General features: G+C 67.9%; 18 protein-coding genes. 7 read left to right on the plus strand and 11 right to left on the minus strand.

Translation table 11 applies throughout. The features are described 5' to 3' along the window. Positions 1 to 59: 59 nt before the first annotated feature. On the minus strand, positions 60 to 1487 hold the full coding sequence (locus LCL87_RS21760; RefSeq protein ID WP_225023609.1) for an iron ABC transporter permease: 1428 nt from the start codon (positions 1485 to 1487) through the stop codon (positions 60 to 62). A gap of 221 nt (positions 1488 to 1708) precedes the next feature. On the opposite strand from LCL87_RS21760, the gene LCL87_RS21765 reads away from it, so the two are divergent. Both LCL87_RS21765 and LCL87_RS21770 read left to right on the plus strand, forming a co-directional pair. Beyond that, positions 1709 to 2440: a hypothetical protein gene (locus LCL87_RS21765; RefSeq protein ID WP_225023525.1), complete on the plus strand. Its 732-nt coding sequence runs from the start codon at positions 1709 to 1711 to the stop codon at positions 2438 to 2440. Positions 2441 to 2735: 295 nt separating this feature from the next. Continuing rightward, the gene (locus LCL87_RS21770; RefSeq protein ID WP_225023526.1) at positions 2736 to 3197 is read left to right on the plus strand and encodes a PaaI family thioesterase; all 462 of its coding nucleotides are present in this window, start codon (positions 2736 to 2738) and stop codon (positions 3195 to 3197) included. Positions 3198 to 3208: 11 nt separating this feature from the next. Here the strand turns inward: LCL87_RS21770 and LCL87_RS21775 are convergent, their stop codons facing one another. From LCL87_RS21775 to LCL87_RS21785, 3 genes are all read right to left on the minus strand, one after another. Beyond that, entirely contained in the window at positions 3209 to 4582 is a 1374-nt protein-coding gene (locus LCL87_RS21775) for an NAD(P)/FAD-dependent oxidoreductase (protein WP_225023527.1), read from the minus strand. A 154-nt stretch (positions 4583 to 4736) separates the two neighbouring features. Beyond that, complete coding sequence (locus LCL87_RS21780) at positions 4737 to 6110, minus strand: MFS transporter (protein ID WP_225023528.1); 1374 nt, start codon at positions 6108 to 6110, stop codon at positions 4737 to 4739. Between the two features lie 645 nt (positions 6111 to 6755). After that, entirely contained in the window at positions 6756 to 7157 is a 402-nt protein-coding gene (locus LCL87_RS21785; protein WP_225023529.1) for a hypothetical protein, read from the minus strand. A 213-nt stretch (positions 7158 to 7370) separates the two neighbouring features. On the opposite strand from LCL87_RS21785, the gene LCL87_RS21790 reads away from it, so the two are divergent. Beyond that, positions 7371 to 7979: a TetR/AcrR family transcriptional regulator gene (locus LCL87_RS21790; protein WP_225023530.1), complete on the plus strand. Its 609-nt coding sequence runs from the start codon at positions 7371 to 7373 to the stop codon at positions 7977 to 7979. A gap of 627 nt (positions 7980 to 8606) precedes the next feature. After that, a complete protein-coding gene (locus LCL87_RS21795; protein ID WP_225023531.1) occupies positions 8607 to 9731 on the plus strand; it encodes an MFS transporter in 1125 nt (374 codons plus the stop codon). 158 nt (positions 9732 to 9889) lie between these two features. On the opposite strand, the gene LCL87_RS21800 is transcribed toward LCL87_RS21795, so the two are convergent. Further along, entirely contained in the window at positions 9890 to 10930 is a 1041-nt protein-coding gene (locus LCL87_RS21800) for a tyrosine-type recombinase/integrase (RefSeq protein ID WP_225023532.1), read from the minus strand. A gap of 514 nt (positions 10931 to 11444) precedes the next feature. On the opposite strand from LCL87_RS21800, the gene LCL87_RS21805 reads away from it, so the two are divergent. Next, positions 11445 to 11678 carry a metallothionein gene (locus tag LCL87_RS21805; protein ID WP_225023533.1) on the plus strand — a complete coding sequence of 78 codons (234 nt, stop codon included), beginning with the start codon at positions 11445 to 11447 and terminating at the stop codon, positions 11676 to 11678. A 9-nt stretch (positions 11679 to 11687) separates the two neighbouring features. Here the strand turns inward: LCL87_RS21805 and LCL87_RS21810 are convergent, their stop codons facing one another. The 5 genes from LCL87_RS21810 to LCL87_RS21830 form a co-directional block, all read right to left on the minus strand. Next, positions 11688 to 12398: a SigB/SigF/SigG family RNA polymerase sigma factor gene (locus tag LCL87_RS21810; protein ID WP_225023610.1), complete on the minus strand. Its 711-nt coding sequence runs from the start codon at positions 12396 to 12398 to the stop codon at positions 11688 to 11690. 1263 nt (positions 12399 to 13661) lie between these two features. After that, positions 13662 to 16046, minus strand: a complete 2385-nt coding sequence (locus LCL87_RS21815) for an excinuclease ABC subunit UvrA (protein ID WP_225023534.1) — start codon at positions 16044 to 16046, stop codon at positions 13662 to 13664. A gap of 55 nt (positions 16047 to 16101) precedes the next feature. Continuing rightward, positions 16102 to 16713, minus strand: a complete 612-nt coding sequence (locus LCL87_RS21820) for a VOC family protein (protein ID WP_225023535.1) — start codon at positions 16711 to 16713, stop codon at positions 16102 to 16104. A gap of 1 nt (position 16714) precedes the next feature. Then, the gene (locus LCL87_RS21825) at positions 16715 to 17125 is read right to left on the minus strand and encodes a VOC family protein (RefSeq protein WP_225023536.1); all 411 of its coding nucleotides are present in this window, start codon (positions 17123 to 17125) and stop codon (positions 16715 to 16717) included. A gap of 10 nt (positions 17126 to 17135) precedes the next feature. Further along, complete coding sequence (locus LCL87_RS21830) at positions 17136 to 17576, minus strand: helix-turn-helix transcriptional regulator (RefSeq protein ID WP_225023537.1); 441 nt, start codon at positions 17574 to 17576, stop codon at positions 17136 to 17138. 62 nt (positions 17577 to 17638) lie between these two features. On the opposite strand from LCL87_RS21830, the gene LCL87_RS21835 reads away from it, so the two are divergent. Both LCL87_RS21835 and LCL87_RS21840 read left to right on the plus strand, forming a co-directional pair. Beyond that, on the plus strand, positions 17639 to 20167 hold the full coding sequence (locus tag LCL87_RS21835; RefSeq protein ID WP_225023538.1) for a glycosyl hydrolase family 65 domain-containing protein: 2529 nt from the start codon (positions 17639 to 17641) through the stop codon (positions 20165 to 20167). A 13-nt stretch (positions 20168 to 20180) separates the two neighbouring features. Next, complete coding sequence (locus tag LCL87_RS21840) at positions 20181 to 21137, plus strand: universal stress protein (protein WP_225023539.1); 957 nt, start codon at positions 20181 to 20183, stop codon at positions 21135 to 21137. Here LCL87_RS21840 and LCL87_RS21845 read toward each other — a convergent pair. Then, positions 21129 to 21980 (minus strand): universal stress protein, encoded by an 852-nt coding sequence (locus LCL87_RS21845; RefSeq protein WP_225023540.1) that lies wholly within the window; start codon positions 21978 to 21980, stop codon positions 21129 to 21131. The two genes, LCL87_RS21840 and LCL87_RS21845, sit on opposite strands and share 9 nt — an antisense overlap. Positions 21981 to 22068 lie beyond the last annotated feature (88 nt).

Genomic DNA, 22068 nt, shown 5'->3' on the forward strand with positions numbered 1-22068 from the left:
ACGGGACGGCACCTTCGCGGTGTCACCCGCCGCGGATTCGGGGAGGGAGTTGAGGACGCTCACAGGCTCGCCAGCTTCCTGCGCCGCACCAGCGCGATGAAGAACGGGGCGCCGACCACGGCCAGCACGATGCCGACCTGCAGTTCACCCGGGCGGATCACGACACGGCCGATCACATCGGACATCACCAGCATCAGGCCACCGAGCAGGCCGGCGTAGGGGACGAGCCAGCGGTAGTCGGGGCCGGTGATGGCGCGGGCCACGTGCGGGACGACCAGCCCGATGAACGCGATCGGACCGCACGCGGCGGTCGCCGCACCGGTCAGCAGGGTGATCGCCACGATGCCGATCGTGCGGGACATCGCGATGTTGGTGCCGAGCGAGCGGGCGACGTCCTCGCCGAGGCTGATCACGTTGAGGCTCGGGGTGCTGGCGATCGCGATGATCAGGCCGACGATCAGGAACGGCAGCACCTGCCAGAAGATGTCGAAGCCGCGGCCGGCGACCGATCCGACAACCCAGAACCGGTAGCCGTCGAGGGTGGTCTGGTCGAGGATCACGACCGCGTTCGTCATGGCCTGCAGGAAGAAAGCGACGGCCGCGCCGGCGAGCGCCAGGCTCAGCGGGCTGGCCTTGCCGTTGCCGATCGACGACAGCCCGAACACGGTGATCGAGGCGAGCGCCGATCCGGCGAACGCGAACCACAGGTACTGGCTCGGCGCGGTCAGTCCCAGCGCATAGATCGCGATGACCACGAGGAACGCTGCACCGGCGTTGAGGCCGAGCAGACCGGCATCGGCGAGCGGGTTGCGGGTGTGCCCCTGGATGAGGGCGCCGGCGACACCGAGCGCGATGCCGACGACGAGTCCGAGCAGCGTGCGCGGAATGCGCAGCGTGTGGACGATGATGTCGGTCTCGCTGCCGGTGGACGAGAACAGCGCGTGGAACACCTCGGCGAACGACAGCGGACGGGCTCCGACGGCGACGCTCGCGAACAGCACGAGCACGAGCAGAGCTCCGAGCACGGCCAGGCCGAGGATGCGTCGGCGCCGGACCGCCGCGAGCGACGTGTCCGGGGCTATCGGGGTGAACCCGTCGGCCCGGGCGGTGGCTTCGCGGACCACGTCGATGCCCGACGAGCGCCACGGCACCCGGCGCAGCGCCCGCCGCACGCCGATCGGTGCGCCCGTCGCGGCATCCCGGGTGACCAGTCCGCACCAGCCCTTGCCGACGGTGGTGCCGGCTGTGCCCTCTCGGAATCCGCGGTTCCACACCAGCAGTGCCACCGCGATGAGCAGTGCGGCGCCACCGAAGATGACACGGTCGGCCTGGCCGCCGCCCTTGGCGTCGGCCAGGGAATCGACGAGGTACCACCCGATGACGACCGGGATCGCCACGATGCCGAGATCGAGAAGGTCGGCCAGCAGTCGTCGGGATCGGGGCGCGGGGCCTTGCGGAATCACTTCCTTGCCGTATGCGCTGGGCACACGGCGCTTCGACGCATCCGGAGTCACGTCCGGGAGGCGGGTCGTCGACACGGGCAGGGTGCTCCTATGAGAGGTAACGCTATCGAGCGTCAGGTTACGGAAGCCTAACCGAACGCGCGAGGGCGGTATCCGCTGTGCGGCACGCGGGGACCCCTCGGTCGGCTGAAGGTAAGGGTAGCCTACGCTTCTGTTGATCTACCCGAACTCTCGATGGAGGCACGATGGCCGCGACTGCGCATATCCAGTTCAGTTCCGAGACGACAGCTCTCGACGCCTCGTGTTGCCGCCTGCGGGAGATTTCGCCGGACTACCCCCGGGTCTACGCGGTTGCGACGATGGCTCATCAGGGCAAGCGGCGCTGGTGGCCGATCGCATCCTGTGTCGCGGGCTCCGACGAGATGCCGGCGGATCGGGTGGATCGCATGTACGCGCGACTGTTCGAGGATCTGCACTCGCCGAACGCCGCCGTCATGCAGGTGGCCGCAGCGCTGGTGCACGCAATCGTGGGCCGGGTGGCCGCGCTGGTCGTGACCGAGGGCAGGGCGTGGGATCCCGGCGTCGACAACCTGTGGATCCACATGGACAGCGACAACGGCATCGACTGGGCCGGGGTCGTCGACGCCACGCTTCGAGTGCTGCCCGAGGACGAACTCGCGTATTCGCGCGGGGTCGTGACGCTGCCGTGCGAGCGTGCCCTGCATGTGTGGACCGCACACCGGTGCGCGACCTCGCTCACCGCGGTGCGCCACGCGCTCGACCTCTGCGCTCCCGTCGACTCCGCGCGATTCGGGATGCTGGTCGCCGACGCGGTGTTGAGTGCGGTGACGCGGATTCCGCTGGCGACGGGCATGTCGGCTGCGGTGGCGGCAAGCCGCGGCCAGGGGTTGCTCGACGCCTTCGAGGCCGCCGGCATTCCGGTCCGCACGCGGACGGCGCTGGCGATGGCATGCTGAAGGGGTTGACGAATTAGGGCAGCCTTCCCTATGGTTGGGTCTATACGTCGGACCGCGCCGGAGTCCTGAGGGCTGCAGTGACTCCCGGTCCATTCCACGGCGGGTTCCGCGCACACGTGCGGAACCCGCCGGTTCTTTCTCCTGACGGCCCTTCGCGGACTGGCATTACTCGTACTCCGGTGGGTCGCCTGTGCACCGCCCACGCGGGTGGATCACTATGACGAGGTACATATTCGATCGGCGGTCACGTCCACACCCGGTGTCGGAGCGTCCGCGAGAAGCGATGGAGCAGGTCATGGCGAGCGATGCAGAGCGGGCACTGGTGCTGGGCGACGGGACGGATCCTGCTGAGGTCAATGCCTTCCTCAACAAGGGCTTCGGCGAGGCCCTCGGGCTCGAGTTCACCGAGTTGACCGCGGACCGCGTCCGCGCGCAGTGGAAGGTGACCCCGGCGCTGTTCCAGCCGTGGGGGATCATGCACGGCGGCGTGCACTGCGCGGTGATCGAATCCGTCGCCAGCATCGCCGCGAGCATCTGGCTCGGCGACAAGGGGCACGTGGTCGGCGTCAACAACAACACCGACTTCCTGCGCGCGTCCCGCGAGGGCATGCTCTACGCCGAGGCGAACCCGGTCCACCGTGGCCGCACCCAGCAACTGTGGACCGTCACCGTCACCGACGAGCAGGAGCGTCTCGTCGCGCGCGGCCAGGTGCGCCTGCAGAACATCACCGAGACGTCCGCCCTGGGCGGCAAGTGACCGGAGCGGGCTCAGCCCACTTCGCGTGATTCGGCCGCGTGACGCGCTCGACTCTGCTCCTGCAGCAGGTCGATCGCGTTGCGCGCGAACACCTGCTGCTCCGTCGACGCCATCTGGGCGCGGCCACGGCCGACGAAACTCACCGTCCACGAGATCACCGTCGACAGCCGGCTGCGGAAACCCACCAGATACATCAGGTGGATCACGAGCCACATGATCCAGCCGATGAACCCGCTGATCTCGAGCTTGCCGACCTTCGCGACCGCGCTGTAGCGGGAGATCGTCGCCATCGACCCCTTGTCGAAGTACTTGAACGGCTGACGGTCCTCCGGCTTCGCCCCGTCGAGTCCCGCCCGGATCTCCTTCGCCGCGTACTTGCCGCCCTGCATCGCGACCTGTGCGAGCCCGGGCAGCTTGTCGAGCGACATCATGTCGCCGATCACGAACACGTTCGGATAGCCCGGCAGCGTCAGATCCGGGTTCACGTGCACTCGGCCGGCGCGGTCGACCTCGGCGCCCGACTGTTCGCCGAGCTGCTTGCCGAGCGGGCTCGCCTGCACGCCCGCCGACCACACCTTGCACTGCGACTCGATCCGCGACTCCTCGCCGTCCTTGGTCTTTACGACCAACCCGTCCACGTCGACGTCGGTGACCATCGCGTTCAGGTGGATCTCCACCCCGAGCTTCTCGAGCCGTTCGGCCGCCTTGCGGCTCAGCTTCCCGCCGTACACCGGCAGGACCGCAGGCGCGCCGTCGAGCAGGATGACGCGCGACTCCCGGGGGTCGATCCGCCGGAACGCACCGGCCAGCGTGCGGTGCGCGAGCTCGGCGATCTGTCCCGCCAACTCGACGCCGGTGGGGCCGGCGCCGACGACCACGAAAGTGAGGAGCCGGGCGCGTTCCTCGGGATCGTCGGACAGTTCGGCCTGCTCGAACGCGCCGAGGATCCGGCCGCGCAGCTCGAGGGCGTCGTCGATGGTCTTCATTCCGGGCGCGAATTCGGAGAAGTGGTCGTTGCCGAAGTACGACTGGCCGGCGCCCGCCGCGACGATGAGGGAGTCGAACTCGGTGACCGTCTCGCGGTCGAGCAGTCGTGACGTGACCTTGCCCGCGGCGAGGTCGATCGCCTCGACGTCGCCCAGGAGCACCTCGGCGTTCTTCTGCTTGCGCAGAACCATGCGGGTCGCCGGCGCGATGTCTCCGACCGACAGGATCCCCGTCGCCACCTGGTACAGGAGGGGCTGGAACAGGTGATGGGTGGTCCGGGCGACGAGGGTGACGTCCACGTCCGCGCGTTTGAGCGCCTGCGTGGCGAACAGGCCGCCGAAACCGGATCCGATGACGACCACACGGTGCCGTCCGGGTCGTGCCGAGGGGTTGCTCATCCCGCGCTCCTCGAAGCTCGTCGAAACGTGCTGTCCCTTGTCACCGTAGCCGCCGCTCGGTCCACCGTCCTGCCAACGCGGTGGACCTCCCGACACGACGATGGGCGGTGGGATATCTCCCACCGCCCATCGCGGAACTGTCACCGACTGCGCGTCACGCGTCCTTGAAGACGCTGCCGCGGCGGATCAACAACGTGAAGCCGAACGTCACCAGGCCCAGGACGACCATCATCGTCGCGACCGTGTTCAGGCCACCCACGGTCGGGGCGGCGCTGCCGGCGGACACCGCCGACGATGCCAACAGCATCGTCGCGATCGACGTGCCGATGCCCTGACCGCCGGTGCGCAGCACCGAGTTGGTTCCGGTCGCCTCGCTCGTGTTGCTCTCCGGGACGGCTTCGACGATGAGGTTCGGCAGCGCCGTGTAGGCGAACGCCGTAGCGACCGAGACCGTGATGATCATCGCCACCATGCCGGCCACCGAGTCGTGGAAGATGATCAGCATCGCACTGCCGATCGTGAACAATCCCGTGCCGAGCAGCATCGAGGCCCGAGCTCCGACGGCCCGCGAGATGCGGCCGCTGAGCGGGGTGCACACGAAACCGAACATCGAGCCGATGAACGACAGCCATCCGGCGTTGGTGGCCGAGATGCCGAGACCGAACGGCGCGGTCGTGGGGGACTGCAGGATCATCGGGATGATCATGGTGCTGATACCCATCGGGCCCACGGCGATCGCCAGGGTCGCGACCATCGTCAGCGCGACCTTGCGGTCGGTGAACAGGCGCACATTGACGATGGGATCGGTCACCCGAAGCTCCCACAGCACCCACAGCGCCAGAACGACCAGACCGCCGATGATCAGCCCCAGCGTCTTGATGTCGGTCCAACCCCACGCGCCGGACTTGTTGATGCCCAGCAGCACCGCCGCGATGGCCGGAGCGAATGCGATCGTGCCGAGGTAGTCGACCCTCTGCGTCGTTCCCGTCGGCGGACGCCACGGCAGGACGAACAGCACCAGCAGGAGTGCGAGCACCGCGTACACGGCGGCGACGACGAAGATCATGTGCCAGCTTGCGTGGTCGAGCATGACGCCGGCCACCAGCAGCGACGCCGACCCGGCGGCGACGGCGGAACCGGAGATGATCGAGATAGCGACGGGAACCTGCTTGGCCGGCAGGTGTTCGCGGGCCAGGCCGATGCACAGCGGCAGGATCGCGCCCGCCACACCCTGGATCGCTCGGCCGACGATGATGCTGCCGATGCTGTCGCCGATCGCGCTGATGAAGGAGCCGATCGCGGCGGCGGCGAGGAGCACGACGAGGACGCGCTCACGCCCGTACATGTCGCCGAGACGGCCGCAGACGGCGGCCGAGGCGGCGGCGACGAGGAGGAATGCGGTGACGGCCCAGCCGACGGTGGCTGCGTCGCTGTGGAATTCCCGGATGAACGTCGGGATTGCGGCGTACACCATCGACGTCTCGAAGGCGCTGATGATCTCCACCAGCACCAGGACGGTGATGATCACCCAGGCCGGTCGCTGCCGGTTGTACCGACCGCGCCCCGTGGAAGCCGGGGCCGAGGAGGGGCCGCGGGTATCTGCAGTAGCTGTCACTGAAGTAGTTGTCCAGACTCTTGACTCGCCCGATGCCGGGCTGTGCTGCGTGAATTCGAAGATCCGCGAGATCGTCGCGTTTACACGGATTCCGGCGGCCATGGGTGGGCAGGTGCTGTTCCGTAGGTCACAGAGTGTGGCGCGTCACTGAAGGGGTATCGGAGTGATGTGCACTGAGTGGGACTGATGGGTGGTCGAGGCAACAGTCGCAACCTGGGCAAATGCGAAAACGCGCAGGTAGCGAGGGTTCAGTGGAATGAGACTCTCCGACGTGGTGCTCCCGCTGATCGGGACAGCACTGCTCGCCAGGCGCCACGCATGCCTAGACGGTCGGCACGACGAGGCCGACTGCACGAGTGTGTCAGGCAAATGACACTTGTGTAGGCAAAACAGATGAAATCGGTGCAAACGTCACTCTGAACGGAAATGCGGTCGAGCGTGCGCCCAGCGCACCGTGCCGACCGTGTCGGCCGCCCACTCCCGAACCGGCGGCTGCGGAGTCGGTCTCCGTGCTGCCGGCCGAGTCTCCGCTCGTCGGTCGTGTCGCGGCATTGTCGCTCATGGTCCAGTGGAGTCGGTCAGCTTCTTGACGATCGTGGGTCCGGTGGTGGCGAGGGCGGCTGTCCCTGCTGCGAGGAGGATGCCGATTGCTGTGGTTCGGCGGGGGAGTCCCCGGCGGGCTGCTGCGGCTACGACTCCTGCGTCGAACACATCCATGACGATGCCTGCCCTGAGTGTTGCGCGCCGGACTGTGTTGTCTGGGTGTAGTGCGGCGGCGCCGATGAGAATGTCGCGGATTCCGAAGGCTTTGATCCAGATTCCTTGGTCTGGTCCTGCGTATTGGACGCCGAGTGCTCTGTGGACCGAATTGGGGGCGAGTGCGGTCGTGGCGCCCCAGAGGATCCTTCCGATGCCTATTGCGGCGAGGACGCGTTTCTCGGCTAGCTCAGTCGTCATCATGGCGTGCTGACTCTCTACCTCGTGGGGGGCTTGTGCTGCAGTCAACCTATCGGCGGCATGCTGTGGAGGTGACCGTTCTGACGGTGGTCGAGGGGTGTTCGCGTGGTCGACTCTGCCGGTGCCGCCACGGCGGGTGGTCGAGGATTGGAAGCCTGCCTGGGCGGCGGGGCGATGCTCGTATAATGGATAGATCGTTCCATTAAGGAGGTCGTCGTGCCCACTCTTGGCCGTCCCCGCGCCTTCGACCTGCCGAAGGTGCTCGATGCCGCGATGTGGTTGTTCTGGGAACACGGCTACGACGCGACCTCTATGACCCAACTGCGAGAGGCCACCGGGCTGTCCTCGGCGAGCCTGTACGGCGCCTTTGGGTCCAAGCAGGGATTGTTCGAACGCGCGGCGGAGCGCTACATCGCTGGACCCGGCAGTGTCACCGAGATCATCTCCGACGAGACGCTGCGCCCACGTGATGCGGTCGCCCAGATGCTGCACGGTTCGATCGATATGCAGACCGACACCTCCCATCCGCGTGGCTGCCTCGTCGCCCTCTCTGGCACTGTCCGAGCCCCGGGAGACGGCGAAGCCGCCGTACGCCGGATGATGGCGGCACGCCGGGCGTCTGACCGGGCTGCCATCAGGCGGTGCGTCGTTCGCGGCGTCGAGGCGGGGGAGTTGGCGAACGGCACCGACGTCGACGGTTTCACGTCCATGATTCACAGCTTCCTGCTCGGGGTTTCCACTCAAGTGTGTGACGACGTGCCGGCCCGCGACCTGCACAACGCTGCGGACGCGATTCTCGCCGTGTGGCGGATGCCCGCAAAGTAGCTTGCGCCTACGGCGCCGAGTTACGGAATGTCCGGTCGCCACCCGCGTCGGGACGTCTGCCGTTAGCCGCTCACCTCGAAATCCGCAGCCCCTCCAGGTCTGGATATCGACGAATCCTGCTCGCTGCGCGAGGTATTGGCAGAACACCCCTTCGCCGTGGCCCTCGCTCGCAGCCGGGATCGCCACTCCAGGCCTCGTAGCGTGAACAACACGCGTCGAACGCCCTTCCTCATGCAGGTGGCTGCGGGCGGAAAGATGTTGCGTCGTTAGCCGTGCGAGGCGGATTGTGCGCAACCTGCTGAACGACGACCGACCTGGTGGTGTGTCGATTCGGCCTTCGCCTCGATTCCTCTCGACCGCATTCCCTGATGCTCGCCGCTTGCCGATCTTCGTGGGCGGTGCTCTCACTGCCCACGCCACGAGCGCCCCGTTCGGGTGATCGAGGCGCCCGACGCGAAGGCCGGTGCCCGCATTCTGGATCGATTGGTCCATTTTGACTTGTGTTCGTACGCACGGTCATTATTGGAGTGATCAATCCAAAACTAGTTGGGAGCTGCCTTGTCCACACAATCCGCGACAGAGACGCCGCACACGCGACCTCGTCTCCCGGTCGCTGCGCTCTCCCTGATGGCGTTGACCGGGTTCATCGTCATCATGACCGAAACGTTGCCCGCCGGACTGCTCCCACTTCTCAGCACCGCCTTCGACGTCACAGAAGGAGCCGCGGGTCAGCTTGTGAGCGCCTACGCGCTGGGCACCGTCTTGGCTGCTATTCCGGCGATCGCGGCGACACAGCGACTTCCCCGCAAGCGGCTTCTGGTCATCGGTTTGCTCGGGTTCTTCGTCGCCAACTCACTCACTGCTTTCGCCCCGACTTACGCCGTCGCGTTGGCGGCGCGGTTCATCGGAGGGGCGTTCTCGGGGCTTCTGTGGGGCATGCTTGCCGGCTACGCCCGACGAATCGTTGCCCCGGAGCTTGCAGGACGGGCACTGGCGATCGCGATGACAGGCACGCCGGTGGCGCTGTCGATCGGTACACCGCTGGGCACCGCGTTGGGTGCTGCGGTCGGCTGGCGCTGGACATTCATCGCCGTATCCATACTCACGTTGCTTACGGCTATCGCTGTACTGGCGGTCGTGCCCGACGCTTCGGGAGTTCACACGCAGGGGCGAACGCGCTTCTTCAGGGTTTTCACGATCCCTGGAGTTGCAGCGATCCTGGCGGTGGTGTTCGTGTGGATGCTCGCGCACAACCTGCTCTACACGTATATCGCACCGTTCTTGCAGTCCAATCAGGTCCCCCTGCGTCCGGACGTCGCACTGTTCATCTTCGGCGCTGCGGCACTGATCGGAATCTGGATCACCGGCATTCTCATCGACAAGGCCCTGCGCCAACTAACGATCTTCAGCACCACTGCGTTCCTCGGCGCAGCACTCGCACTCTCCCTGTTTCCGCTGTCATTGCCACTCGTCATCGCGGCCATCGTGTTGTGGGGCATCGCGTTCGGTGGTTCCGCTACACAACTGCAGACAGCCAGCGCTCTCGCAGCAGGACAAAGCGCGGATCTTGCCAATGCAATGCTGACCACCGTGTTCAACCTCGCGATCTTCAGCGCCGGTGCCGCAGGGGCGGTCCTGCTGGAGGTCAGCGGAGCCGACGCACTACCAGTCACCATGGCTGTACTTTCCGCCGCCGCGACATGTGTCGTGCTACTCGCTCGCACACATGCGTTCCCCCGAACGAAACGTTGAACACCGACGCGGCCGTCAAATGTCTCAAACAGGAGGTAGGTCAACGTTTGCAGGGAACTACATGACCGACCGCGGTTGTCTACTCGACGCCCTTCGCGACCCGATAAGTCCAGATTTGTCGATGCTCTCGCACGCAGCGACGGCGGTGAAGTTCGTGGTCAGGAGCCATCGAGGAACCGGTACAACGGATTGCGCGCGGCTGCTTCGCGCACACCGGTGCCAGCGCCCTCGGTGTACACCTGCGTCGTGTTCATGGACTCGTGCCCGAGCATCCGCATGAGCGTGAAGATGCTGACGTTCTCGTCGGCCATGTTGGTGGCGAACGTGTGCCGGAATTGGTGCGTCAGCGCGCCCTTGGCGCGTTCGCCGTTGATCCCGGCCCGCCGGTAGGCACGGAGTACCCGGTACTGCAACGTGCCTCGCGTGATCCGATTCCCGTCTGCACCCACGAACAGGGGATCGGTGGCGCGGAAATGCTGCCACGGCGTCGCGTCCTGCGGCACGCGGCGCTTCGTGCTCTCCGGGAATCGCGCGATGCGCGACTCCAGATACCCGGTGAGGGTCGCGACCAGTGCGGGCTCCGCGGTTGCCACCCGTTCCTTGCTGCCCTTGCCTCGCACCAGGATGACCCGCGCCGTTCCGCCGCTCGGATCCGGCGCGCTGCGCACGTCGCCGAGATCCACCGCTATCAACTCCGACGACCGCATTCCCGTCAGCAGGGCCGTGAGGATGATCGCGAAGTCCCGCTCACCCCAGGGCCGGACCCCGTCGGTGTCGTCCTCCTGCAACGTGCGGATCAGGCGGGTGACGGCGTCCGAGGGCAACGCCTTCGGGATCCGTTTGGGCGCCTTCGGTCGAAGCACCGCGGACATCGGGTTGGCGACGATGGCGTCGATCGAGAACAGGTAGTCGCACAGCGTGTTCCAGGTGGACCAGCAGCGGCGGATCGACGCGACCTCGTGTGTCGCGGCGAACGACGCGAACGCCTGCTGCATCGACGGCTTGGTGATCACCTCCACCGACAACTCCGAGACGGGCACGCCGGTCTGCTCGGAAAGGAACCCGCTCACGGCCGCGAAATCCTGGCGGTACGCCTTGAGCGTGTGCGGGGACGGCTTCGCGGTGCTGCGATGCAGTAGGAACTCGCCGAACCAGGCCTCGAGTCGTTGTCGATCGTCACTCACGTGGGCCTGCTCCATGTCCTTCCGCGACTGCGTCGAGCGCGGCGCCCGGGGCGGGCGCGTGTTCGGCCAAGCTTATCGACCGGCTCCGACAAGGATCACCGACGTCGGGGGAGTCCGGGACACTTGTTCGATCGCGTCCGATGCCCCCGTAGGTGGGGTGACCGGTTGATCCGTTTCACCGGAAAACGCTGGAGAATCGTGTAACTTCCCGTGCTGGCGAACATTTCGTGCACGACGGATACTGGCCGCGAGCGAGGCTTCACCCTCGATTTCACCCCAAAGCGGCTTTTCCTGACCGCACGGTATGGATACTTTGAAGGAGGTCAGGCGCACCCCCCGACGTGTGCCTGACCATCTACTTCCGGAACCCCCGCCGCGGATCATTCGCGGCGGGGGTTCCGTCGTTTCCGGCGAATGCTCCGATGAATGTTCGATGCATGGCTCGCTCCGGTTCGGGGTAGACCGACAGTGCAGCAGGGCGCCCCGGCGGCACGGTGCCGACCGGTGTGGTCCGGGCGGGAGGCGTGTGATGGCGACGTGCGATACGTGCGGGAACGACTACGACAAGGCGTTCACGGTGGTGATGGGGGACCGGCGAGGGGTGTTCGACAGTTTCGAGTGTGCCGCCCACGCGATGGCGCCGGTGTGCGGACACTGCGGCTGCCGGATTCTCGGGCACGGCGTCGAGGACGAGAGCCGCATCTTCTGCTGCGCGAACTGTGCGCGCATGGCCGGACACGAGCAACTCGTCGACCGCGTCTGACGGAATGGGTCAGCTCCGCAGTTGTTGTCGCAGTGTGGTGAGCGATCGGGTCAGTAGCCGGGACACGTGCATCTGGGAGAGTCCGACTTCCTCGGCAATCCGCCGCTGAGTGAGGTCGGCGTAGTACCGCAGGGCAAGGATGCGGCGTTCACGGGCAGGTAGTGCCGCCAGGGCGGGCCTGAGGATCTCGTGATTCTCGATCGACTGCAACCGCAGGTCGTCCTCGCCGACGGTCTCGGACAGCGAGGGCGCCTGCCTGCCGGCGCCGACCACGTCCATCGACAGGGCCTTGTAGCCGTTGCCGGCCAGGATGCCCGCGGCCACCGTCGCCTCCTCGACCTGCAGTTCGTCGGCGATCTCGCGGCGCGTGGGTGGGCGGCCCAGTTGTTGCGACAGCGCATCGGCCGAGCGGTGGATCTGCTGATGGACCTCCTGCAGCCGGCGCGGCACCCGCACGGCCCAGCCCGCGTCCCGGAAGTACCGGCGGATCTCGCCCATCATCGTCGGGACCGCGAAGGCGACGAAGTCGGCGCCGACCTCGGTGTCGAAGCGGTCCACGGCATTGACCAGACCCAGCCGGGCCACCTGGACCAGATCGTCGTGTACCTCGCCGCGGCCGTCGAAGCGGCGTGCGACGTGCTCGGCCAACGGGAGGCAGCGAGTGACGGCGCGGTCGCGAAGCTTGCCGAATCGTGGATCCGCGGGGTCGAGCGTCGACATCGACCTCAGGATGCGGACCACGTCCGCGTATTCGTCGGCAGGCGTGCTCGTGCGAGTCACGCAATCGCCTCGCCGGACGGGGGCGACGTCAGGGGACCGGGTCGCGCCGATATCTGCGTCCGTGCGCTCACACTGTCCTCCGTTCGATCGACAGCGGACACGGTTCATCGTAGGCGTGTGGCGGGCGGGGAGGGGAGTGCCCGGGGTTTCGGTGGAGGAGTCTTCGATGCCGATCAGGGGCGTATCTTGCCGCATTTGTGCAGGTGGCTACGCACTCGCGCCAACCGCGTGGGTGCGGGCCCCGCCGCTGCGCGCGATGACGGACTGCCGCGTTGATGCCGTTCTGCGGGATCTGCGCAAGAATTGTGAAACCCTCACGCGGACATGGATATTCGGCATTATCCATGACGGTGGTGTGAACGTCCGCTGGAGCCGGCAGGGCAGCGCGGTCGGGTCTCACGACACCGTACAGCGACCGGTGCGGCCGCGCTGCGCAAAATGCGTGCGATGTTGCGTGTGTGTGCACGCGCAATCCATTCGGCACCGTTCCATCGGCGTCGTTGTGGAGCGTGCACGTCGGTGCGACGCCGTCGAATCGGATGCGCAGGATCTCGGACCGCCGACATTGGTGGCCATCCGGCGTCGGGTCCGCCGGCAGGAGGTGCCGGACCGCGGTGGGTGGGGCTGCCGCGCGCAGATCGACGTCCAGCCCGCGCAATCGTGCCCGCGGGAAGTCGGGATCCGCGCGGGGCCCGGTGTCGGGTCGAGTGGGTGTGGTGCGCGTACTGGACGTCGGGAAGGAACCGCCCGGCTCCCGTGGGGTACCCCCGGATCTCGATTACTTGACATAATGTGGATTATCGGCGAAACGGTGAACTGCGATAACGCCGTTCGGATGTGCCGTCCGGGCCTGGATACGTCCGTTTGGTCATCACCGTGCCCGTGCCGACTGTGCGTCGTCGTCGCGCCGCATGCCGTCGCACGGAACCCGGATGAGTCGTCGGCCGCGTCGGCGCGGCGTCTGCAGCGACTCGAGGTCTGCGGCGACACCGCGTGTGGGCTGCGGCGTCCGGACCCCATGAACTCCGCCGGACGGTCGATCCGGCCCGCGGCCATTCCGGTCTGCATGGCCGGCCGCTCCGGGCTCGAGTGCCGTCGGCGCCCGGCCGCTGGGCCGAATCGACCACTGCGGCGCTCTCCCGCCGTCCGGCGCCTACCTATCAATACGTCACGGTGACGTATTGATAGGTAGGCCGTTGTCGGTCACCCGCCGACGTACTCCGCGAGGTGCTGGCCGGTGAGCGTGGAACGGTCGGCGATCAGGTCCGCGGGCGTGCCCTCGAAGACGATCCGTCCGCCGTCGTGGCCCGCGCCCGGACCGAGGTCGATGATCCAGTCGGCGTGCGCCATCACGGCCTGGTGGTGCTCGATGACGATGACGGACTTGCCGGAGTCGACGAGGCGGTCGAGCAGGCCGAGCAGGTTCTCGACGTCGGCGAGGTGCAGGCCGGTGGTGGGCTCGTCGAGGACGTAGACGTCGCCCTTCTCCCCCATGTGCGTCGCGAGCTTGAGACGCTGACGCTCGCCGCCGGACAGCGTGGTGAGCGGCTGGCCGATCTTGATGTAGCCGAGTCCGACGTCGGCGAGGCGGGCCAGGATCTTGTGGGCGGCGGGCAGTTTCGCGTCACCCGAGCCGAAGAACTCCTCGGCCTGGGCCACCGACATCATGAGGACCTCGCTGATGTCCTTGCCGCCGAACTTGTAGTCCAGCACCTCGGCCTGGAACCGCTTGCCCTCGCACACCTCGCACGGCGTGGACACACCCGCCATCATCGCCAGGTCCGAGTACACGACGCCGGCGCCGTTGCAGTTGGGGCAGGCACCTTCGGAGTTGGCGCTGAACAGGCCGGGCTTGACGCCGTTGGTCTTCGCGAATGCCTTGCGGATCGGCTCGAGCAGGCCGGTGTAGGTGGCCGGGTTGCTGCGGCGCGAACCCTTGATCGCGCCCTGGTCGATCGACACCACACCGTCCCGGCCCACGACCGAGCCGCCGATCAGGGAGCTCTTGCCGGATCCGGCGACACCGGTCACCACGGTGAGGACGCCGAGCGGGACGTCGACGTCGACGTCCTGCAGGTTGTGGGTGCCGGCGCCGCGCACCTCGAGGACACCGGACGCCGTCCGCACCGACGGCTTGACCGACGCGCGGTCGTCGAGGTGCTTGCCGGTGAGGGTGCCGGACGTGCGGAGTTCGTCGACGGTGCCCTCGAAGACGATTTCGCCGCCGTCGGTGCCGGCGTGCGGGCCGAGGTCGACGACGTGGTCGGCGATCGCGATGGCCTCGGGCTTGTGCTCGACGACCAGGACGGTGTTGCCCTTGTCCCGCAGCTGCAGCAGCAGGTCGTTCATCCGCGCGATGTCGTGCGGGTGCAGGCCGATGGTGGGTTCGTCGAACACGTAGGTGACGTCGGTGAGCGACGAACCGAGGTGGCGGATCAGCTTGGTGCGCTGAGCCTCTCCGCCGGACAGCGTGCCCGCGGGGCGGTCGAGGCTGAGGTAGCCGAGTCCGATCTCGACGAACGAGTCGAGCGTCTCCCTCAGCGACTTCAGCAGCGGCGTCATCGACGGCTCGTCGAGCCCGCGCACCCATTCGGCGAGATCGCTGATCTGCATGGCGCAGATGTCGGCGATGCTGAGTCCGTTGATCTTCGACGACCGTGCCTCCGCGCTCAGGCGAGTGCCCTCGCAGTCGGGACAGGTCTGGAAGGTGATGGCGCGGTCGACGAATGCCCGGATGTGCGGCTGCATCGCCTCCCGGTCCTTGGACAGGAACGACTTCTGGATCTTCGGGATCAGGCCCTCGTAGGTGACGTTGACGCCGTCGACCTTGACCTTGGTGGGCTCCTTGTAGAGGAGGTCGTTCAGCTGCTTCTTGGTGAACTTGGCGATCGGCTTGTCGGGGTCGAAGAAGCCGCAGCCGCGGAAGATGCGGCCGTACCAGCCGTCCATGCTGTAGCCGGGGATCGTCAGCGCGCCCTCCTCGAGGGACTTGCTGTCGTCGTAGAGCGCGGTCAGATCGAAGTCGGAGACCTTGCCCATGCCCTCGCAGCGCGGGCACATGCCGCCGGTGACGGAGAAGCTGCGTCGTTCCTTGACGGTGCGTCCGGCCTTTTCCACGGTGATGGCGCCGGCGCCGCTGACGGAGGCGACGTTGAACGAGAACGCCTGCTGTGAGCCGATGTGGGGCCGACCCATCCGGCTGAACAGGATCCGCAGCATCGCGTTGGCGTCGGTGGCGGTGCCGACGGTGGAGCGCGGGTTGGCGCCCATCCGTTCCTGGTCGACGATGATCGCGGTCGTCAGGCCCTCGAGGACGTCGACGTCCGGTCGGGCGAGGGTGGGCATGAAGCCCTGCACGAACGCGCTGTAGGTCTCGTTGATCATCCGCTGCGACTCGGCTGCGATGGTCGCGAAGACCAGTGAGCTCTTACCGGAGCCGGACACACCGGTGAACACCGTCAGCCGACGCTTGGGCAGTTCGACGCTGACGTTCTTGAGGTTGTTCTCCCGCGCACCGTGCACGCGGATCAGGTCGTGGCTGTCGGCGGTGTGCTCCGTCGGTGACTGCGTGCCCGTCCTCGTGGTCATGCTGGTCCTGCCTCCCTGTGTGGTGTGCGGCCTCCATGTCTACCGGAATGCGACGTCATCGCGCCGCGGTCTGCCACGCGAACCCGTCCGGGTCGGTGAAGCCCGCGCCGTCGGTGTCGATGACGATCCCGTGCGCTCCGGTGCCGTCCTCGGGGACGCCGGCGTCCTTCGCGAGGGCGCGGCGCCCGTACAGCGCGAGCTTGACGTTCTTCGGTTCGGCGGTGAACTCGACGTATTTGCGTCCGTAGCTTTTCGCCACCTCGAATCCGTGGTCGACGTAGAACTGCTTGGTCGCCTTGACGTCGTCGACGCCGAGCAGCAGGACGATGTCGTCGAACCGGCGTTCGGCGGGCCCGGTGTTCTTCTTGGACGACGTCGCGACCTTCCAGATCGCGCCGTCCGGTGCCTGCACGACGCCGCCGTATCCCCAGAGGCTCTTCTTGACCGGCTTCAGGGTGGTGGCGCCGGCGCGGAGGGCGGCATCGACGATCGCGTCGACGTTGTTCGGCTGGGATACGACGAGAGAGAGGGTGTAACCCCGGAATCCGGTGGTCGGGTCCTGCGCGGCGCGGACGTCGATGTACGCGTCGACGCGGAGTTCGGCGTAGAAGGCCTTCGCGGCCGAGACGTCCGGGACGTCGAGGGTCAGGGAGGTGATGGTGGTCATGTCAGTTCACCTCGTTGATGCGGAGCAGGTTGCCTGCCGGGTCCCGGACGGCGAAGTCGCGGATGCCGTAGGGCTGCTCGATCGGTTCCTGGACGATCTCCGCGCCGCCGGCGGCGAGCTTCTCGAAGGTGCCGTCGAGGTCGGGGGTGGCGAGGGTGAGGATCGCGTACGTTCCCTTGGCCATCATCTCGGTGATGGTGCGGCGCTCGTCGTCGGTGATGCCGGGGTCGGCGGCCGGCGGGTGCATGACCAGCGAGGTGCCGGGCTGGTCCGGGTGGCCGACGGTGATCCAGTACATGTCGTTGTAGCCCACCTCCTTGCGGACCTCGAAGCCGAGGAGATCGCGGTAGAAGCCGAGGGTGGCGTCGCGGTCGGTGTGCGGGAGGAAGGCGGAGTGAATGGTGATGTTCATGACGATCACGCTAGGCGGGGCGTGAGGTCTGCGCTTCTCGATTTCTGATCGGTCTGGTGACGTGTTTGGCGACGCACGACGGCATCTCCGCGTCCGGGCGCACCTGGTCGCGATACACGCTGGGTGGGACCCCGACGAGTTCGGTGAAGCGGGTGCTGAAGGTGCCCAGCGACGAGCAGCCGACCTCGAAGCACACCTCGGTGACGCTCAGGTCGCCGCGGCGCAGGAGCGCCATCGCGCGTTCGATCCGCCGGGTCATGAGGTACGCGTAGGGCGGTTCGCCGTACGCGCGCTTGAACTGGCGGCTGAGATGCCCGGCGGACATGTTCACCCCGCGTGCGAGTGCCTCGACGTCCAAAGGCTGCGCGTACTCCCGGTCGATCCGGTCCCGGACACGGCGTAGCTGCGCGAGGTCGCGCAGTTGCTGTTCTGCGACGGGTCTGCTGGCCACGTGGGTGATGCTGCCACGTCGAGACCGGGGTTGCCCAGCGCCGCGCGTGGGACAATGGCGCCGTGTCCGCCGTCGGTGCACGACCCGATCCCGGGTGCGAACTGTGCGCGCTGACGGCGTCCGACGGGGACAGTGGCGCGTGGCTGCTCACGTATCTCGGGTTCGATCCCACCAGCGAGGGACAGCGGGAATCGCTGCTCACCCTCGCCAACGGCTACCAGGGCGTCCGGGGCGCGCTGTCGGAGTCCCGCGCCGACGGGGTGCACTATCCCGGCGCCTACGTCGCCGGCTGCTACAACCGGCTCGACTCGCTGATCGACGACATCCGGCACGAGGACGAGAGCATCGTGAACCTGCCGAACTGGGTGGGCGTGACGTTCCGGATCGACGACGGCCCGTGGCTCTCCCCCGGCGGTGACGTCACCGTCGGCCACCATCACGTCGGTCTGGACGTCCGCGGTGGCCTGTTGTTGCGGGAGACGGTGCTGGTCGACCCGGACGGTCGTCGCACCCGGCTGCGGCAGCGGCGGCTGGTGTCGATGGCGGACTCGCATCTCGGAGTGGTCGACACGCTGCTGCGGCCGGAGAACTGGTCGGGCAGGCTCACGATCAGGTCGGCGCTCGACGGGACCGTCCGGAACACCAACGTGCCGGATCTGGCCCGGTTCGCCGATCGGCATCTGACCGAGGTGACGACGGGGCCGTCCGGCAGCGACGTGGTGTGGCTGCACGCGGAGACCAGCCAGTCGCGGCTGCGGGTGGCGCAGGCGGCGCGCACCCGGGTGCGGGTGGACGGGATGTTCGTCGACGTCGAACGTCGCCGGTGCCTCGAATCGGATGCGGTGGCCGACGAGATCTCCCTCGACGTCGAGGCGGGCCGCAGCGTCGAGGTCGAGAAGACGGTTGCGATGTTCACGTCGCACGATCGGGCCATCTCGGAGCCGGGGCTGGCGGCACGCGAGGCCGCGCACGGCGCGTGTGCGTTCGAGCGCATCCTGGCGGATCACGTGGAGGCGTGGGCGTCGCTGTGGCGCCGGTTCGAGGTGCTTGTCGACGCGGACGTGCGCACCCGGCTGGCGGCGAACGTGCAGATCTTCCATGTGCTGCAGACGCTTTCGCCGCACACCGCGGACCTCGACGTCGGGGTGCCGGCGCGGGGGCTGCACGGCGAGGGCTATCGCGGACACATCTTCTGGGACGAGATGTTCGTGTTCGGGTTCCTGAACCTGCGGCTGCCGGAGCTGACCCGGGCGCTGCTGCTGTACCGGTTCCGGCGGCTGCCGGAGGCGCGGCGACTGGCCCAGGCGCAGGGTCTGCGCGGGGCGCTGTTCCCGTGGCAGAGCGGGAGCGACGGCCGGGAGGAGACGCCGCGGCTGTTCTTCAACCCGCGCTCGGGCCGGTGGATGGCGGACCATTCGCGCCGCCAGTTCCATGTCGGGCTCGCGGTCGCCTACAACGTCTGGAGTTACTGGGAGGCGTCGGCGGATCTGGGCTTCCTGGCGAGCTTCGGGGCCGAGATGCTGGTGGAGAACGCGCGGCTGTGGGCCAGCCTGGCGGTGTACGACCCCGCCGACGATCGGTTCGACATCCGCGGGGTGATGGGCCCGGACGAGTTCCACGACGGGTATCCGGATCGGCCCGGCGGTGGCATCGACAACAGCGCGTACGTCAACGTGATGACGTCGTGGGCGCTGGCCCGGGCGCTCGACGCCTACCGGATCCTGGGCGAGAACGAGGCGGCCGGGGTGTGGGAGCGGCTCCGGGTGACGGCCGAGGAGATCGAGCACTGGGACTATCTGCGCCGTCGGCTGCGGTTGTGTTTCCTCGCGAACGGGTTGCCGGCCCAGTTCGAGGGCTACGAGTCGCTGCGCGAGCTGGACTGGACCGCTTACCGCGCGCGGTACGGGAACATCGGGCGGCTGGACCTGATCCTCGAGGCGGAGGGCGACAGTTGCCGGCGGTACCGGGCGTCGAAGCAGGCGGACGTGCTGATGCTCCTGTATCTGTTCTCAGCGGAGGAGTTGTCGGCACTGGTGCGCGACATGGGTTATCCGTTCGATCCGGCGTCGATCCCGGCCACCGTCGAGTTCTATCTCGCGCGGACGTCGCACGGGTCGACGCTCAGCCGGGTGACGCATGCGTGGGTGCTGTCGCGCGGGGATCGGCGCGGGTCGTGGCAGATGCTGAGCGAGGCACTCGAATCGGATCTGTCCGACACCCAGGGCGGCACCACCCGTGAGGGCATCCATCTCGGTGCGATGGCGGGCAGCATCGACATACTGCAGCGCTGCTATTCGGGTTTCGAGATCCGTGCCGGGGTGCTGTGGCTGCATCCGCAGCTGCCCGACGAGCTGCGGACCCTCGAATTCGACGTCCGCTACCGCGGGCACTGGATCCACGTGCGCTGCGACCACGCGTCGGTGACGGTGTCGACGCGCCGGAGTCAGGCCCCGCCGATCCGGGTCGACATCGACGGGTCGGAGCACGTGCTCGCGTCGGGCAGTCGGGTGACGGTGCCGCGCGGACAGGGTCTGGGGTCCCGCCCCGGTCGGGTCGTCGATGGCACGCTGGAGACAGCGCCCGACGTCTGAGGGAGGTTCGACGATGGAGACCGACGCGGACACGGACTTCGCCGAGGGTGCGGTGGTGGCCGCCGTCGACGGGTCACCGTCGTCGTTCGACGCGCTGCGGTGGGCGGCGCAACTGGCCCGTCGCCGGTCCGCTCCCCTGCACATCGTGCACGTGCTGCCGAGCCCGGGGGTCTACCTGAGCGAGGCGGCGGTGCTGATCCAGGCGCAGTTCACCGAGAAGCTCGAGTCGGACTCCGAGGGCATGTTGCGGCGCGCCCGTGAGCTGGTGGGCGCCGAGTTCGCCGACGTCGAGGCCACGTCCGCGCAGTATCCGGGTCCACCCGCCGCGACTCTGGTGGATCTGAGTGCCCGGGCCGGGCTGCTGGTGCTGGGGGCGACGGGTGCGGGCACGGTGGGCGCGATGCTGGTGGGCTCGACGGGGCAGCGGGTCGCGAACCACGCCCGGTGTCCGGTGCTGGTGTGCCGCGGCGGTGCGCCGGCGGCGTCCGATGATCGGCCGATCGTGGTCGGCGTGGACGGCAGCGCGTTGAGCATCCACGCGGTGGGCGTCGCGTACGAGTACGCGGCCGTGCTGGGTGCGCGGCTGGTGGCCGTGCACGCGTGGGGCCCGGCGCGGACGGTGCAGCGGTACGGGGCGTTCCGGCTCGTCGACTGGTCCGCGGTGGAGGCCGAGGAACGCGCGCTGATGGCGGAGAGCATGGCCGGGCATTCGGCCGCGTGGCCGGATGTGGACGTCGAGACGGTTCTCGAGCAGAACAGTGCGGGCCGGACACTCCTCGAGTACGCCGGGCAGGCGCGATTCGTGGTGGTGGGCAGCCGGGGCCGGAGCCGGATCTCGGGCGCGCTGCTCGGGTCGACCAGCCAGAACCTGCTGCACCATGCGCCGTGCCCGGTGATGATCTGTCGCGGCAGCGGAGCCAGCCCCGACAGCACGCTCGGCGGCGGGGTGTGGACCGGCGAGTCAGTGTGAGCGCACCACCATCAGCGGGATCGTGACGGTCCGCAGCAGTGCCGCGCTGGTGGATCCGAGAGTCATGCCGTGGAAACCGCCGCGACCGCGGCTACCGACGACGATCAGACGGGCACCGGCTCCGCGCATCAGCAGATTCCGGGCCGGACGGTCCTGCACGACCACCTGTTTGACGGACACGTCCGGGTAATCGTCGCGCCACGGGGCCAGGCGCTCGGCCAGCCGATGTTGTTCGGCGTCGGCGATGTCGGCCCACGCGGTGGGGAGCGGTCCGTCCGGCAGGGTGCGATCGGACCACGCGTGCAACGCCACCAGGTCGGCCCCGTGCAGGGCCGCCTCGGCGAATGCGGCCCCGACGGCGGGCTCGCTGGTCTCGGTGCCGTCCACGCCGACCACGACGGGACCGTCGAAATCGGGCTCACCGGGCCGCGGCCAGCCCGCCACGACCACGACCGGGCAGGCGGCATGGTGGACGATCGCGGAGGTCACCGAACCGACGAGGCCGCCGGTGAACTCCCCCAGCCCGCGGGTGCCGAGCACGATCATCCGGGCAGTGCCCTCGTGGTTCATCAGGGCGTGGACGGGGGTGAGCGTCACCATCTCCGTCGAGGTGTCCGTCGGTCCCACCGCCTCGGCGAGAGCGAGGGCCTCCTGCAGTGCGTGTTCGCCGCTGATCCGCAAGTCGTCGCTGAACGGAGAGGACATTCCGATGCCGCCGGTGGTGACGCTCGTGATCAGCAGCAGCGGGTCGCCGCGCACCGAGGCCTCGCCCGCGGCCCAGCGCACGGCGTCGCGGGCACTCGCGGATCCGTCGACGCCGACGACGATCGGTGCACTTCCCATACGGACTCCATCGACGAAGACGACTCGGACGGTTTCCTCCAGGAAACACCCGAGCCTGGCATCCTCACAGCGGTTTCCGGTATCGCGT

This window comes from Prescottella equi (assembly GCF_020171745.1).
Classification (GTDB): domain Bacteria; phylum Actinomycetota; class Actinomycetes; order Mycobacteriales; family Mycobacteriaceae; genus Prescottella; species Prescottella equi_A.

What these genes read in the sequence shown, in the direction of transcription:
- LCL87_RS21765 (WP_225023525.1), top strand. Translation starts at nt 1,709, where the DNA reads ATGGCCGCGACTGCGCATATCCAGTTCAGTTCCGAGACGACAGCTCTC.
- LCL87_RS21770 (WP_225023526.1), top strand. Translation starts at nt 2,736, where the DNA reads ATGGCGAGCGATGCAGAGCGGGCACTGGTGCTGGGCGACGGGACGGAT.
- LCL87_RS21775 (WP_225023527.1), bottom strand. Translation starts at nt 4,582, where the DNA reads ATGAGCAACCCCTCGGCACGACCCGGACGGCACCGTGTGGTCGTCATC.
- LCL87_RS21785 (WP_225023529.1), bottom strand. Translation starts at nt 7,157, where the DNA reads ATGATGACGACTGAGCTAGCCGAGAAACGCGTCCTCGCCGCAATAGGC.
- LCL87_RS21795 (WP_225023531.1), top strand. Translation starts at nt 8,607, where the DNA reads ATGGCGTTGACCGGGTTCATCGTCATCATGACCGAAACGTTGCCCGCC.
- LCL87_RS21800 (WP_225023532.1), bottom strand. Translation starts at nt 10,930, where the DNA reads ATGGAGCAGGCCCACGTGAGTGACGATCGACAACGACTCGAGGCCTGG.
- LCL87_RS21805 (WP_225023533.1), top strand. Translation starts at nt 11,445, where the DNA reads ATGGCGACGTGCGATACGTGCGGGAACGACTACGACAAGGCGTTCACG.
- LCL87_RS21810 (WP_225023610.1), bottom strand. Translation starts at nt 12,398, where the DNA reads ATGTCGACGCTCGACCCCGCGGATCCACGATTCGGCAAGCTTCGCGAC.
- LCL87_RS21815 (WP_225023534.1), bottom strand. Translation starts at nt 16,046, where the DNA reads ATGACCACGAGGACGGGCACGCAGTCACCGACGGAGCACACCGCCGAC.
- LCL87_RS21820 (WP_225023535.1), bottom strand. Translation starts at nt 16,713, where the DNA reads ATGACCACCATCACCTCCCTGACCCTCGACGTCCCGGACGTCTCGGCC.
- LCL87_RS21825 (WP_225023536.1), bottom strand. Translation starts at nt 17,125, where the DNA reads ATGAACATCACCATTCACTCCGCCTTCCTCCCGCACACCGACCGCGAC.
- LCL87_RS21840 (WP_225023539.1), top strand. Translation starts at nt 20,181, where the DNA reads ATGGAGACCGACGCGGACACGGACTTCGCCGAGGGTGCGGTGGTGGCC.
- LCL87_RS21845 (WP_225023540.1), bottom strand. Translation starts at nt 21,980, where the DNA reads ATGGGAAGTGCACCGATCGTCGTCGGCGTCGACGGATCCGCGAGTGCC.